General features: G+C 41.5%; 15 protein-coding genes. 1 reads left to right on the plus strand and 14 read right to left on the minus strand.

The window, feature by feature from the left end:
- Window position 1 precedes the first annotated feature (1 nt).
- From PF027_RS01710 to PF027_RS01775, 14 genes are all read right to left on the minus strand, one after another.
- Window positions 2–2,941: an acyl-CoA dehydratase activase gene (locus PF027_RS01710; protein ID WP_270865973.1), complete on the minus strand. Its 2,940-nt coding sequence runs from the start codon at window positions 2,939–2,941 to the stop codon at window positions 2–4.
- A 186-nt stretch (window positions 2,942–3,127) separates the two neighbouring features.
- Window positions 3,128–3,484 carry a 50S ribosomal protein L19 gene (rplS, locus tag PF027_RS01715; protein ID WP_270858256.1) on the minus strand — a complete coding sequence of 119 codons (357 nt, stop codon included), beginning with the start codon at window positions 3,482–3,484 and terminating at the stop codon, window positions 3,128–3,130.
- 10 nt (window positions 3,485–3,494) lie between these two features.
- Entirely contained in the window at window positions 3,495–4,184 is a 690-nt protein-coding gene (gene trmD, locus PF027_RS01720) for a tRNA (guanosine(37)-N1)-methyltransferase TrmD (RefSeq protein ID WP_270865974.1), read from the minus strand.
- Entirely contained in the window at window positions 4,181–4,711 is a 531-nt protein-coding gene (rimM, locus tag PF027_RS01725; RefSeq protein ID WP_270858254.1) for a ribosome maturation factor RimM, read from the minus strand. Before rimM ends, trmD begins: the two co-directional genes overlap by 4 nt.
- The gene (locus PF027_RS01730; protein ID WP_270858253.1) at window positions 4,704–4,946 is read right to left on the minus strand and encodes a KH domain-containing protein; all 243 of its coding nucleotides are present in this window, start codon (window positions 4,944–4,946) and stop codon (window positions 4,704–4,706) included. The genes rimM and PF027_RS01730 overlap by 8 nt, the downstream gene beginning before the upstream one ends.
- Window positions 4,947–4,948: 2 nt before the next feature.
- Window positions 4,949–5,179, minus strand: coding sequence for a 30S ribosomal protein S16 (gene rpsP / locus PF027_RS01735; RefSeq protein ID WP_270858252.1), 231 nt, complete (start codon window positions 5,177–5,179; stop codon window positions 4,949–4,951).
- A gap of 80 nt (window positions 5,180–5,259) precedes the next feature.
- Entirely contained in the window at window positions 5,260–6,591 is a 1,332-nt protein-coding gene (gene ffh / locus PF027_RS01740; RefSeq protein WP_270865094.1) for a signal recognition particle protein, read from the minus strand.
- A gap of 61 nt (window positions 6,592–6,652) precedes the next feature.
- Entirely contained in the window at window positions 6,653–7,408 is a 756-nt protein-coding gene (locus tag PF027_RS01745; RefSeq protein WP_270862033.1) for an RluA family pseudouridine synthase, read from the minus strand.
- Window positions 7,389–8,552 (minus strand): lipid IV(A) 3-deoxy-D-manno-octulosonic acid transferase, encoded by a 1,164-nt coding sequence (waaA, locus tag PF027_RS01750; protein WP_270870972.1) that lies wholly within the window; start codon window positions 8,550–8,552, stop codon window positions 7,389–7,391. Before waaA ends, PF027_RS01745 begins: the two co-directional genes overlap by 20 nt.
- A complete protein-coding gene (locus tag PF027_RS01755; protein ID WP_270868753.1) occupies window positions 8,549–9,256 on the minus strand; it encodes a zinc ribbon domain-containing protein in 708 nt (235 codons plus the stop codon). Before PF027_RS01755 ends, waaA begins: the two co-directional genes overlap by 4 nt.
- Window positions 9,257–9,266: 10 nt before the next feature.
- Window positions 9,267–9,989, minus strand: a complete 723-nt coding sequence (locus PF027_RS01760) for a Nif3-like dinuclear metal center hexameric protein (RefSeq protein WP_270872225.1) — start codon at window positions 9,987–9,989, stop codon at window positions 9,267–9,269.
- Window positions 9,986–10,858, minus strand: coding sequence for a glycine--tRNA ligase subunit alpha (gene glyQ / locus PF027_RS01765; RefSeq protein WP_270872226.1), 873 nt, complete (start codon window positions 10,856–10,858; stop codon window positions 9,986–9,988). The genes PF027_RS01760 and glyQ overlap by 4 nt, the downstream gene beginning before the upstream one ends.
- A 9-nt stretch (window positions 10,859–10,867) precedes the next feature.
- Window positions 10,868–11,362: a 5-(carboxyamino)imidazole ribonucleotide mutase gene (gene purE, locus PF027_RS01770; protein WP_270872227.1), complete on the minus strand. Its 495-nt coding sequence runs from the start codon at window positions 11,360–11,362 to the stop codon at window positions 10,868–10,870.
- Window positions 11,359–12,621, minus strand: a complete 1,263-nt coding sequence (locus PF027_RS01775; RefSeq protein WP_270877302.1) for a peptidase U32 family protein — start codon at window positions 12,619–12,621, stop codon at window positions 11,359–11,361. The genes purE and PF027_RS01775 overlap by 4 nt, the downstream gene beginning before the upstream one ends.
- 72 nt (window positions 12,622–12,693) lie before the next feature.
- On the opposite strand from PF027_RS01775, the gene PF027_RS01780 reads away from it, so the two are divergent.
- Entirely contained in the window at window positions 12,694–13,479 is a 786-nt protein-coding gene (locus tag PF027_RS01780; protein ID WP_270877303.1) for a histidinol-phosphatase, read from the plus strand.
- Window positions 13,480–13,483: the final 4 nt, after the last annotated feature.

Consider the following 13,483-nt stretch of genomic DNA (forward strand, 5'->3'; position numbering starts at 1 on the left):
ATTAGCCTTTTTGTATAAATTGAGCTTTTTCGCGCTCTAACATTGTCGCTTTTAGCGAGCGTAGGCGGATTTTAACAGCCCCTAGATTTGTAACTTCGTCGATTTTAAGCTGAGTGTAAATTTTGCCATTTGCGCGCAATAGATCGCGCACTTCATCGCCTGTAATCGCGTCTATCCCGCACCCAAAGCTTACGAGTTGCACGAGTTGCATTTTAGGATATTTGCAGATAAATCTAGCCGCGCTATACAGCCTGGCGTGGTATGTCCATTGATTTAGTGATTTGGTTTGAACCTGCATTAGTGGCAGGCTATCCTCGCTTAGCACGATAAATCCGAGAGAATTTAAGTAGCGATCAATCCCGTGATTTACGCTTTTGTCGATATGATAAGGTCTGCCAGCAAGCACGATTGCGCTCAAATTTTGCTCGCGGATTAAATTTAGCGTTTCTTCGCCTTTGATTAAAACCGTGTTTTTGTAGTTTTCTAGCTCTTTTTTGCCCTGAAATACGGCATTTTTGATGACATCAAGCTTAAATTTAAACCCTAAATTTGCTAGCTCTTTTCGCATAGTTTTGGCAAAAAATTCAGGCGAATTTAAATCTAGGTGCGGATACAAAAACGCCCGCTCGTCCAGCGCGCTGACATTTGCCTTGATTAGCTCTGGGTAGTATGCCACCACAGGGCAGTTGTAGCAGTTTTCGCTGATATTTTCGTCTAGGTTGTAGCTCATGCACGGATAAAATATAAAATCGACATTTTGCGCTAGCAAGTCGTAAATATGGCCATGCACGCTTTTGGCTGGGTAGCAGACTGTGTCGCTTGGTATGCTTTGGTTGGCTAAAAACAGCGTCTCTTTGCGCGGTTTGCGCGATAGTGCGACGCTCATGCCTAAATTTTCAAAAAACGCACTCCAAAACGGAATCATCTCATACATATTCAAAACAAGCGGAATTCCGACCTTTGGCGCGCCCTCTTTTGGGAGCTTTTTGTATTTTTTCAAAAGCTCGTTTTTAAACTCGAATAAATTCGTAATATCGTTTCTGATAGCCTTACCTGCGCCTCTTTCGCATTTATTTCCGGTGATAAATTTCGAATTTTCAAAATGCGTGATTGTAAGCGGGCATTTGTTTGTGCAAAGCTTGCAGGTATCAAATTCGCTTTTATGCGTGAAAAGTGCTAGTTTTTCGCTCGTGATTAAATTTGAGCTCTCTGGCGCATTATCGCGCGCAAAAAGCGCAGCCCCATACGCGCCCATAAGCTCGCTAATATCGAGCCTGATGACATTTTTGCCAAGCTCTTTTTCAAAGGCTCTTAGCACGGCATTGTTTAAAAATGTCCCGCCCTGAACCACGATATTTTGTCCCAAATCGTCAGAATTTCGCACACGAATTACCTTGTAAATCGCGTTTTTAATCACGCTAATTGCAAGTCCTGCGCTGATATCTTCCACACTCGCGCCGTCTTTTTGGGCCTGTTTGACAGAAGAGTTCATAAAGACCGTGCAACGGCTACCAAGCTTGGCTGGGTGCGAGGCGAAAAGCCCCATTTTGGCGAAATTTTTGATTTCATGACCTAGTGAATTCGAAAATGTTTGCAAAAATGACCCGCACCCTGAGCTGCACGCCTCATTTAGCACGATAGAATCGATATTGCCGTCTTTTATCGAAAAGCATTTGATATCTTGTCCGCCGATATCTATGATGAAATCGACCTTGGGGTTGAAGTGGCGCGCCGCGCTGTAATGCGCGATGGTCTCAACTATGCCGTAATCAAAGCCAAAAGCGGTTTTGATTAGCTCCTCGCCATATCCTGTAACGCCTGAGCTTTTGATTTTTATGCGAGAACCACAAAGGGCGTAAATTTCGGCTAGTTTTTCTTGCAAGATATTTATCGGATCGCCCTTGTTTGATGAGTAAAATTTGTATAAAAGCTCGTAATTTTCGCCGATTAAAACGACCTTAATCGTCGTGCTGCCGCAATCCACGCCCAAATACGCGCTCCCAGAGTATGAGGCGATGTCGGCTTTGGGGACGCTCGCTTTTTCGTGGCGAGCAATAAATTCGTCAAATTCGGCTTGTGAGCTAAACAGAGGCTCCTCTGATTCTAAAAGCTCTTTGTTTGGGCTTTTTTGCAAAAGTTCTATGATTTTGTCTAAATTTAGCGCAGTGCCTGTTTTTTTGGCATAAATTGCTGAACCATACGCCACGAAAAACGGCCCGATATCAGGAAAGGTGGCGTTTTCGTCGTTTAAATTTAGCGCCTCTTTGAAGCGTTTTTGCAAACCTTTTAAGAAAAATAGCGGTCCGCCTAGAAACAAAATATTGCCCTTAACCTCGCGCCCTTGGGCAAGTCCGGCGATTGTTTGCTCGACTACGGCTGCGTAAATGCTCGCACTTATGTCTTCTTTGCGCACGCCTTGATTTAAAAGAGGCTGAATATCGCTTTTGGCAAAAACCCCGCACCGAGAGGCGATAGGGTAAATTTTGCTCGCGTTAAAGCTTAATCTGTCTAGTTCTGCGATATCTAAATTTAGCAAATTTGTCATCTGATCGATAAATGCGCCAGTTCCGCCCGCGCACGAGCCGTTCATACGCTCCTCAACCCCGCCTGTGAGAAAGATAATTTTCGCGTCCTCGCCACCTAGTTCGATGACGATATCGGTTTTAGGAAACATCTGCCTAACTCCTAGCGAAGTGGCATAAACCTCTTGGACAAAGGGAATTTCGCAGTTTTTGGCGATACCCATACCGGCTGAACCTGCTATGGAAAGGCTGAAATTTTCGTTTGGATATTTTTTTTGGATTTCTAAAATTCGCTGTAAAACTAGCTCTTTTGGTTTGGCTAAATGTCTTTGGTAAGTTTTTTCTAAAATTTCATTATTTTCATTTAAAATTACTGTTTTTACGGTCGTGGAACCAACATCAATGCCTAGATATATCATAATTCATCACTCTTGAAAATTTTATTGAAATTTTACAAAATTTATTAAAAAAATAAGCTATGTAAAATTTAAATTTCGTGATTTTATACATTGTTTTTAAACGAAAATAAAATAATGATAGATTTTATCTCATTAGCGAGATAAAATCCTATTTTGCGCAAATTCGCGCTGAATTTTGGGCTAAAATTATTTTCTAAGTTCTTTAATTTTAGCAGCTTTGCCTTGTCTGTTGCGTAGATAAAATAGTTTTGATCTGCGGACACGACCACGGCGTAATACTTCGATATTTTCGATACTTTCGCTGTAAATTGGGAAAATTCTCTCTACGCCAACGCTGTTAGCACCGATTTTGCGAATGATAAATGTCTCGCTTACGCCTTCGCCGCGTCTAGCGATACATACGCCCTCGAAATTTTGAACACGGCTTTTGTCGCCTTCTTTGATTCTGATAGCGACTTTTAGTGTATCGCCAGCACGAAAATCAGGCACAACTTTGTTTGCAATTTGAGCATCTTCAAATGCTTGAATATACTTGTTTTTCATAAAATGTCCTTTATTTTTTGGCGATTTTTCGGTACATATCCACCCGAAAGTACCTAGTTTTCATTAGCGCCATTTGATTTTTTAAACTGTGCATTTTAGCGTGATTACCCTTTAAAAACTCTGAAATTATAGATAAATTTTTAAAAATATCAGGTTTTGTGAAAGAGGGCGCCTCTAAAAGCCCATCTTCGAAGCTCTCTTCATCAAGCGAGGCAGTATTTCCCAAAACACCGGCTAAATTTCGGCTTATAGCGTCGCTCATACACAGTGCGCCAAGCTCGCCACCAGTTAAGACAAAATCCCCTATACAAAAAACCTCGCTGACATACTCTTCGATTATGCGCTCGTCGATTCCTTCGTATCTGCCACAAATAAAGCAAATTTCACTCTGCCCAGCTAGGCGTTTCGCGTCGTTTTGGGTAAATTTTTTACCGACTGGGGTTAGGTAGATGATTTTTGCGTTTGGGGAAGTTTTTTTAAACTCATCAAGCGTCCTTGCTAGGGGTTCGGTGCCGATTAAAAGGCCTGCGCCTCCGCCTATCATATAATCATCGACCTTTTTGTATTTGTTGGTAGTAAATTCTCTGGGATTTAAAAAATTTAGCTCGATAATGCCCTTATCAACGGCTCGTTTTAAAATCGAGTCGCCAAAATATGGCTGGATTAAATTTGGAAAAAGGCTTACGAAGGTAAATTTCATGAATTTTCTAAAATCGCCTTAGCGTTTTTGGTTAAAATTTTGCGCTCATCAAGTGAAATTTGAACTACAAAATTATCTAGATATGGCACAAAAAATGTGCTAGCAAGCCCTAAATTTACAAGCTCACTCGCTGTTTTTACCTCGAAAAGATACGCGCTGCCACTCTCCATTATGTCGCTTACTTCGCCCAAAATTTCGCCATCTTCGCAAACGCTAAGCCCCAAAATATCAAAATAGAAAAATTCGCCTTTTTTTAGCGGGCAATTTTTTCTGGTGTTTTCGATAGTTTGATAAAGGGTTTTATTTACTAAATTTTGGGCTAGTTCAATGCTTTCAAAACCTACGAATTTCACAGTGGAATTTGATTGTAAAAATGCAGAAATTTCCAAAACGGTGCCATCTTGTAAGTAAAATTTGGCACCTTTTTTAAATTGTTTTGGGAAATCGCTTTTATCGTGAAGTCGCAATGCGCCTTTTAGGCCGACTGTTTTGCCGAGCTTAGCGACTTCGAGCAGGTTTTCAGGCATCTTTGGCTTTAACCGTGATTTTGTAGTTACTCGGATCCTTGGCCTTATAGCCCATGATGACCGTTTTTATGGCGTTAATCATTTTGCCGTCTTTGCCGATAAGTTTGCCAGTATCGGCCTTATCAGCGTAGATGATAATCTCTGTGAAATTATCGCCAGATTTTAGCTCGGTAGAAATCGAGTCTGGGTGATCTACGATTAGCTTTGCGTATTCTTTTATAAAGTTTTCAACCATGATTATTTGCTTGTGATTTGAGCAACTCTATCGCTTAGTTTAGCACCTACGCTTTTCCAATAAGCTAGTCTTTCGCTATCTACTTTGACATTGTTTTCGTCTTTTAGAGGGTTATAATAACCGATAGTCTCGATAAAACCGCCGTCGCGTCTTTTTCTGCTATCTGTTACAACTATACGATAAAAAGGTTTTTTCTTTCTACCTAATCTTGTTAGTCTAACAACTGTTGCCATTTTTTCTCCTTGAAATTTTTAAAGTTTTAGAACTTGTAAATACCCAAAATTTGGGCATTGATAAGCTCTAAAACCGAGAATTATCTCGGTTTTTGCACAATCGAGGCTAGCCCTTGCATACCGCCTTTTGACGAGAATTTTTTAGCAAGTTTTGCCGCGTTTGTGAATTGTTTCAAAAATCTATTGACCTCGACTTGCGACAAACCTGCGCCTTGGGCAAGTCTGCGTTTGCGAGAATTGTTCAATAAATCTGGATTTTCGCGCTCTTTTGGTGTCATAGAATCAATCATAGCCTTGATATGTCTAATCTCTTTTGAATTTTCCAAGTCGATATCTTGGATTTTGTTTGCCATGCCAGAAAGTCCAGGAATCATACCGATTAAATTTTTCATATTTCCTAGCTTTTTGACACTTTCTAGCTGCGAAATAAAGTCGTTGAAATTAAATTCGCCTTTTTTGATTTTTTTGTTTAATTTTTTTGCCTCTTTTTCGTCGAAAACAGCCGCTGTTTTTTCGACCAATGTCGCTAAATCGCCCTCTCCCATGATACGGCTAGTGATACGATCTGGTATGAAACCCTCTAAATCAGCGACCTTTTCACCTGTTCCGATAAATCTAAGTGGAATTCCTAACTGATGTGCGATTCCAAGGGCGATTCCGCCTTTTGTATCGGCGTCAAATTTGCTCAAAATCACACCGCTGATTTCAAGCACTTCGTTAAATTTAGCCGCTGTTTTTACGCCGTCTTGACCGCTCATCGCATCAGCGACATAGAAAATTTCATGCGGGTTAATCTCTTTTTTGATATTTGAAATTTGCTCCATTAGCGCTTCGTCGATTGCGAGGCGTCCAGCAGTATCGACTAAAAGCACATCATATAATCCAGCTTTTGCCTTTGCAAGAGCCTCTTTTGCGACTTTGATAGGGTTTGTTTCGTTATCTAGGGCAAATAAATCAATCTCGTTTGCTTCGCAAAGTTGTTTTAGTTGCTCGACGGCTGCTAGGCGTTGCAAGTCGCAAGCTGCGATTAGCACCTTCTTTTTTCTAAGTTTTAAGAAATTCGCAAGTTTTACTGTCGTGGTTGATTTACCGCTACCTTGAAGACCTGCCATAAGCACGATTGTAGGGTTCGTATCAGCAAAAACAAAGCCCTGATTGCTGCCTTTTGGCGCTGTTAAAATCATGGTTAGGTTGTTTTTGATTGAATCTAAAAATTGCTTTTGACCGATTCCGTTGATTTTGACATCGGCTTCTACTAATGCTATGAAATCTTTGGTTACTTTGTGATGAACATCTGCCTTCAAAAGTGCCTTTTTGAGGGTGTCAAGCGCATTTTTGAGCGCTTTTTCATCATCGATTGTTTTTAGCTTATTAACCGCATTTTTAAATGATTCACTGATTATCTCAAACACTATCGTTCCCTTATAAAATTATTAAACCTACGATATTACCAAAATTTAACTTAAATAGCTGTTAATATTGCATATTTTTTGGTATATCAAAGCCAAATTCGTTAAATTCGCCCTTTAATGGGGCGATAAATTTAAGCCCTAAAATTTCGGTTTGGTATGAGTGCAAAAACATACGCTTTGATTTGCTTTTGGCGTATTTTTCATCGCCGATTATGCCGTGAGCGAGGCTGGCTAAATGCACCCTGATTTGGTGCGTGCGACCAGTTTCGATTGTGATTTTGACAAAGGATTTTTTACCGCTTACCATGAGCGGAAAAACATTTGTAATCGCCTCTTTGCCGTTTGGCGAAATTTTCGAAATCGCGCCGGATTTGCCCTTGATTGTGAGGATTGGGTCGGTGATTTTGATCTCTTCGCTGACTATGCCATTTACGAGCGCGAGATATGTTTTTTTTACGCGCATGGCTTTAAATTCGTTTATCGCTTTTTGGCGAAATTCTTCGTTCTTCGCTAGCATTATCACGCCACTTGTCCCCTTATCAAGGCGATTTAAGAGAGTTGCGTGATAAATTTTTTCTAAATTTTCGCACTCCAAAAACGCAGGTTTATCCACGGCGATGATGTTTTCGTCCTCGTAAATCAGCTTTGGTTTTTCCATTTTTGCGACGCTAAAAATGGTTTTTTCGCTCATCATTTCGCGCGCTACGCTAAGCTTTTTGCCGTGCGCGCTCACAAGCCCAGCGTCTATTAGTGCCTTGGCTTCGTTGTTTGAAATTTTTTCTTGGATTGCTAGAAGTTTATAGGCTTTTTCTTGCATTGATTTCGTCCTTTATGATTTTTATAATGCGCCCTAAATCGCAAATTTGCAAAATTTCGCTCTTTTGGGGCGGGTTTTTTAGCGCGTCACCAAGCTCGCTAGCTTCGCAAATTTTGATATTTTTTACTAGATTATACAGCGCGTTTTGGTTGTGAAAATACCTGCCGCTGATGATTTTAGCGCCAAAGCTTGCAGGCTCGATTGGATTGTGTCCGCCGATATTTGGCACGAAACTGCCACCAAGGATTACAATATCGCTAATGGCGTAGAAATTTATCAATTCGCCGATTGTATCAAGCAAAATAAAATCGCTTTTGAAATTTTTGTTTTCGCTAAATTTCTCAAAACTCAAATTTAGCTCATCTGCCCAAATTTTCGCGATTTTGGCGCAGTGTTCGAAGCGCGCTGGGTGGCGTGGGGCAAGGATAAATTTGAAATTTTTGTTATTTTGCGCGAAATTTTTTAACCCAGCTAAAATCAGCTCTTCTTCGCCCTCGTGCGTGCTAGCAATCGTGATAGTGGTGCGGTTTTGAAATTTTGGCAAAATTTTGCTTGGAGAGCTAGAATTTGCGCTTTTGATATTTCCAGCTACGATTATGTTTTTTGCGCCAAGCTCGCTAAGACGGGCTTTGTCACGCTCGCTTTGGGCTAAGACCAAATCAATATTTTCAAAAATTTTATTGTAGTAAAATTTAAATCGCAGATAGTTTTTGTAGCTTTTATCTGAAATTCTGGCGTTTAAAAGCACGACAAAAGAGCCGTTTTTTTTCGCGCTTCGCACCAAATTTAGCCACAGCTCCGCCTCGAAAATCACGGTAACCTTGGCCTTTTCTAACCAAAATGGAAGCAGGTTTTCAAATGGCAAAAAGCGCGAGTTTTGCGTGATTTGTTTCGCTGCTGCAAAGCCCGTGTCTGTGGTCGTGGTAAGGGCGATATTTTCAAAATTTGAGATTAGGTTTTTAAGCGCATTTACCTCGCCAAGACTGCAAGCGTGAAAATGCACATCGCAGGGGTTGAATTTCGGATTTTTAAATAGCAAAAACCTAGCAGGAAGGCTTTTGTGATATTTTTTTTTGAGGGCTAGCACCGCCAAAAATGGCAGTGCAAGTAGCCAGATAAGAAAAGAAAAAAGTGTATAAATCACTCTGCTTCTTTGTATAAAATTCTGCCACAATACGGGCAGGTTACGATATCGTCGCTTTTGATAACTGCGCTATAAACTCTGTCGTTTAATCGCATGAAACAGCCATAGCAGGCTTGTTTGCGCACTGGAACGACAGCTGTGTTACTAGCCCATTTGCGGATTTTTTCGTAGAAAGATACGGTTTTTGGATCCATTGATTTGATTAGTTTTTCGCGAACTGAATAAATTTTTGATCTGCTTTCCTCGACCTCGCCCATTTGGGTGCTAACCTCTGCTTTGATCTCTTCAAGCTCAGCTTCAAATGCGCTTTTTTGCGTCTCTAAATCAGCGATTAGGGCTTTTTTGGTTTCGACATGTTTTTCTAATCTATCAATTTGCTCGTTTGCAGCACTTAACTGCTCTTTTGTGATATCGACCTCGACGCTAAGGGCTTTGATCTCTTTTTCTGTTTTTAGTGAGGCTGATTTTTTCGCGCTACTTTTTGATTTAGCGTTTAGCTCTGCAATTTGAGCGTTTGTGAGTGAAATTTGCTCACTTAGCTCCTCGATTTCACCGTTTAGCACATCGATTTCGTTTTTGGCTTTGTCGATTTGATTAACTTTCGAATTTAGTCTTGCTTGGGCTGCTTCGATTTTTGGCTTGAAGCTGTCTAGTTCTTTGTCGTGTTCGCACAGCTCGACTAACTGATTTAGGTATTTGTTCATGATTTTCCTTTTAGTAATATTTAAATGGATTTTTTTGTTCGTTTATTATAACTTTTATTTTATCTTTTGGCAAGTGTGGAGCAAGGCAAGCCCCAAAGTAGCGCTCACTTTCAAAGTGATTGATATCTATCAAACAGACCTTGTTTTCTAAATTTTGTATCGCACTATGATATTTGATATCACCTGTGATGAAGCAATCCACGCCCAAATTTTCATTTAGTTCGCTTCCACTTCCTGTGCAAAGCGCGATCGTTTTGATATGCGCTTTGGCATTTACAGCTCTGATTATAGGCATGTTAAATTTGGCTTTTATGTCGCTTACAAGCTCATAAAAGCTCATATCCACGCGCATGAATTCCAAAAATTCTCTGCTTTCATAAATTTCATAGCCCAAAATTTCACGCGCGACATATTTATTTAGCAGATGTTTGTCGAAATTCGTGTGCATGGCAATGACGCTGATGTTTTTTTGAATTAGTTGATAAATCAAATTTGAGGGATAAATTAGCGGATTTAGCGATTTTAGCCCCTTAAAAATCAGCGGGTGATGAACGATGAGAAGCGAGCCTGGCCAGGCTTTTTCCACTAATTCGCTTGTAACATCTAGACTTAAATAAATATCGCTAATCTCACTTCCTGTCTCACCTAGTAAAATTCCGCTATTATCCCAGCTCTCGGCGTCTTCGAAAGGTGCAAGAGTATTTAGAATTTCATAAATTTCGCCTAGTTTCACAAATTTTCCTTAGCCAAATTTTGCAAGTATTTTTCTGGATCTGCGTAGCATAGAGCGCAGTTTTTTGCCATATCACGGATTTTTAGGATATAGTCTTGTCTTTGGGTTACGCTGATTGCGCCTCTGGCGTCAAGGACATTGAAGGTGTGCGCTGCTAGCATGCAGTAATCATACGCTGGTAGAGCCAGTCCCTGCGCTAGGATAGATTTGCACTCAGCTGAGGCGTTTTCAAACTGCGCAAAAAGCCTATTTGCGTCTGCGACTTCGAAATTGTATTTAGAAAACTCAAATTCGCTTCTTTTATGCACATCGCCATAAGTTACATTTTCGTCCCATGCTATGTCATAGACATTGTCCTTGTTTTGTAGATACATGGCAAGTCTTTCGAGCCCATAAGTAATCTCGCCACTGATTAGCTCGCAAGGGATTCCGCCTACTTGTTGGAAATATGTGAATTGCGTAACTTCCATGCCATCTAGCCAAACCTCCCAGCCTAACCCCCAAGCACCAAGAGTTGGGCTCTCCCAGTTATCTTCGATAAATCTAATATCGTGCTCTTTTAAATTTAGCCCAAGTCGCTCCAAGCTCTTTAAATAGAGCTCTTGGATATTATCTGGGCTTGGTTTTAAAATCACTTGAAATTGATAATATGCGCCAAGGCGGTTTGGGTTCTCGCCATAACGCCCGTCAGTTGGGCGGCGGCTCGGTGCTACATAGGCTACATTCCACGGCTTATTTCCGATAGCGCGCAAAAATGTAGCTTGGTGGTATGTGCCAGCTCCACTTGGCATGTCATAAGGCTGGACAAGTAAGCAGCCTTGCTCGTGCCAGTAGTTTTGAAGTGTTAAAATGATTTGTGAAAATGTCATAGCTTTCCTTTATAAAATTATTTCGATACTTTGTGAATCTTTTTGTAATGCTTCTGCTTGTTGCGCCCTGTTTGCAAGCAGTTTTGCAGCCAAGCTCTCATCGCTTAGGGCTAGGATTTGCACGGCTAAAAACGCTGCGTTTTTGGCTCCTGCCTTGCCGATAGCTAGGGTCGCCACAGGTATTCCACCCGGCATTTGCACTGTGGCATATAGAGCGTCCATGCCCCCTAGCGCGCTTCCACCAAGTGGTATTCCAAGCACAGGTTTGGTTGTGTTAGCTGCAACTGCCCCTGCTAAATGAGCTGCCATGCCAGCAGCGCAGATAAAGACCTGCGCGCCCTTTTTCTCGGCGTTTGCGACATACTCGGCGGTGCGTTTTGGTGAGCGGTGAGCGGAGCTGATTATCATTTCATAAGCCACGCCAAATTCTTTTAGGATTTTCGCGCACTCATTTACGACTTCATAATCGCTTTTTGAACCCATTATTATCGATACAAATTTCACTTTATTTCCTTTCTTAAAAAGCTAAATTCTGGCAAATTTGCAGGAAGTTTTATTTCGTTTAAATTCCCGCTGTGAATTTCGCTAAATTCTTTGTTATTTCTAGCAATCAAACGGCTAAATTTGATAAATTTTTTGCCCCCGTTTTCAAAAATTTCTCCAAATTCGTTTTGGCAAGGCTTAATTTGCGCTCCGTGTGGCGCGAAAATTTCATAAATTTCGCCTAGTGCGATTTTATCTTTGACGCTGATAAACTCGCCGTCATTTGAAATAGCGCAGACTTGGTGCGTGCCTTCTTCGATACTGGTGTTTAAATTTTGCGTATCGTCGCGCTCGTAAGGGCGTTTGATGAGGTATCCGTCGCTAAAACCGCGATTTTTCAGCGTCGCTAGCTCGCTTTCGTAAATCTCAGGCTCAAATTTACCGCTGGCTGCGTCATCAATCGCGCGTCTGTAAGCGTTCGTGGCGCATGCGACATAATATTCGCTTTTGGTGCGACCCTCGATTTTGAAGCTATCAATCGCGCCTGTTTGGAGGATTTTTTCGGCGTGGCTAGCTAGTTTGAGATCTTTGGCGTTCATTATGTAAGTGCCCTCTCCCTCGCACTCTTGCAGGCGAAATAGGGCGTTATTATCGCTATTTTTGGCGTAAATTTCGTATTTGAAACGGCAATCGTTCGCGCAACTGCCTCTGTTGCTAAATCGCCCGCTTTGAACCGCGCTGATTAGGCAACGCCCGCTGTAAGCAAAGCACATCGAGCCATGCACGAAAATTTCGATTTCTAAATTTGGCAAATGCTCTTTGATTAGCACGGCGTCTTTTAGCGTCATTTCGCGCGCTGCTACTATGCGCGTAGCCCCTAGCTCGCTCCAAACCTGCGCGTCAAGCCAGTTTAGGACATTTGCTTGGGTCGAGATATGTAACGGAATATCTGGGGCGAATTTTTTTGCCAAACGCGCTACGCCAAGGGTCGCGACCAAAATCCCATCTACGCGCAAATCTTGCAAATATTCAAGGTGGCGCGAGAGAGTGTCGATTTGGACATTTGTGGGAAATCCATTTACTGTGGCGTAGATTTTTTTGCCCATTTTATGGGTAAAACAGACGCCCTCTTCAAAGCTAGTTTTATCAAATTCCTTTGCGCTTCTTTGGCGAAGCGAAAACGCCCCCGTGCTCGCATATACAGCGTCTGCGCCGTAGGATAGGGCGATTTTTAGTTTAGTTAAATTTCCTGCTGGACTTAGAAGTTCTGGTTTTTTCAAAAATAATCCTATAAAATTTTTTAAAGCGTGATTTTACTACAATTTAGCAAAAAAATATTTTAAGGAAGCAAAATGAAGGTCGATTTACACAACCACACAACCCTTTGCAACCACGCTAGCGGGAGCGTTTGCGAGTATGTGCAAAGAGCGTGCGAGCTGGGGTTTGATATCTATGGATTTGCTGATCATGCGCCGATGAATTTCGATGAAAAGTATCGTATGAGCTTTTCGCAGATGAGCGAATATGAGCGTATGATAAATGAAGCAAGGTCGAAATTTGGGGATAAAATCGAAATTTTAACCGGCTATGAAGTGGATTTTATGCGAAATCGCGCGCTTATAGATGAGCGAGTTTTATCGCGCAAATGTGATTATTTAATCGGTTCGGTGCATTTTTTGGATAATTGGGGCTTTGATAATGAGGAATTTATCGCGCAGTGGAGCGAGCGCGATATAGACGATATTTACGCTGAGTATTTTGCGCTGATTTGCGCGCTGTGTGATAGCGGTAAATTCGACATTTTGGGGCATTTTGATTTGATTAAAATTTTTAAATTTACCCCTAAAAAGGATATTAGGATACTAGCGCGCGAAGCTATAAAAGCTGTGAAAAAAAGCGGTATCACGCTAGAATTAAACGCCGCTGGACTTCGCAAAATGGTAGGCGAGATTTATCCAAGCGACGCGCTTTTGGCTGAGTTTGCGAGCGCGGGTGTGGATATTAGCTTTGGCTGCGATGCGCATGCTGTGGCACAAGTGGGCTTTGGATACGATGAGCTGACGCGCAAGGCTAGGGCGTTTGGCTGGGATACGGTGGCTGTATTTCGCTCACGAGATAAAGAGCTAGTGAAATTTTAAATTT

Origin of the sequence: Campylobacter sp. VBCF_01 NA2, from assembly GCF_027797205.1 — a bacterium.
Classification (GTDB): Bacteria; Campylobacterota; Campylobacteria; order Campylobacterales; family Campylobacteraceae; genus Campylobacter_B.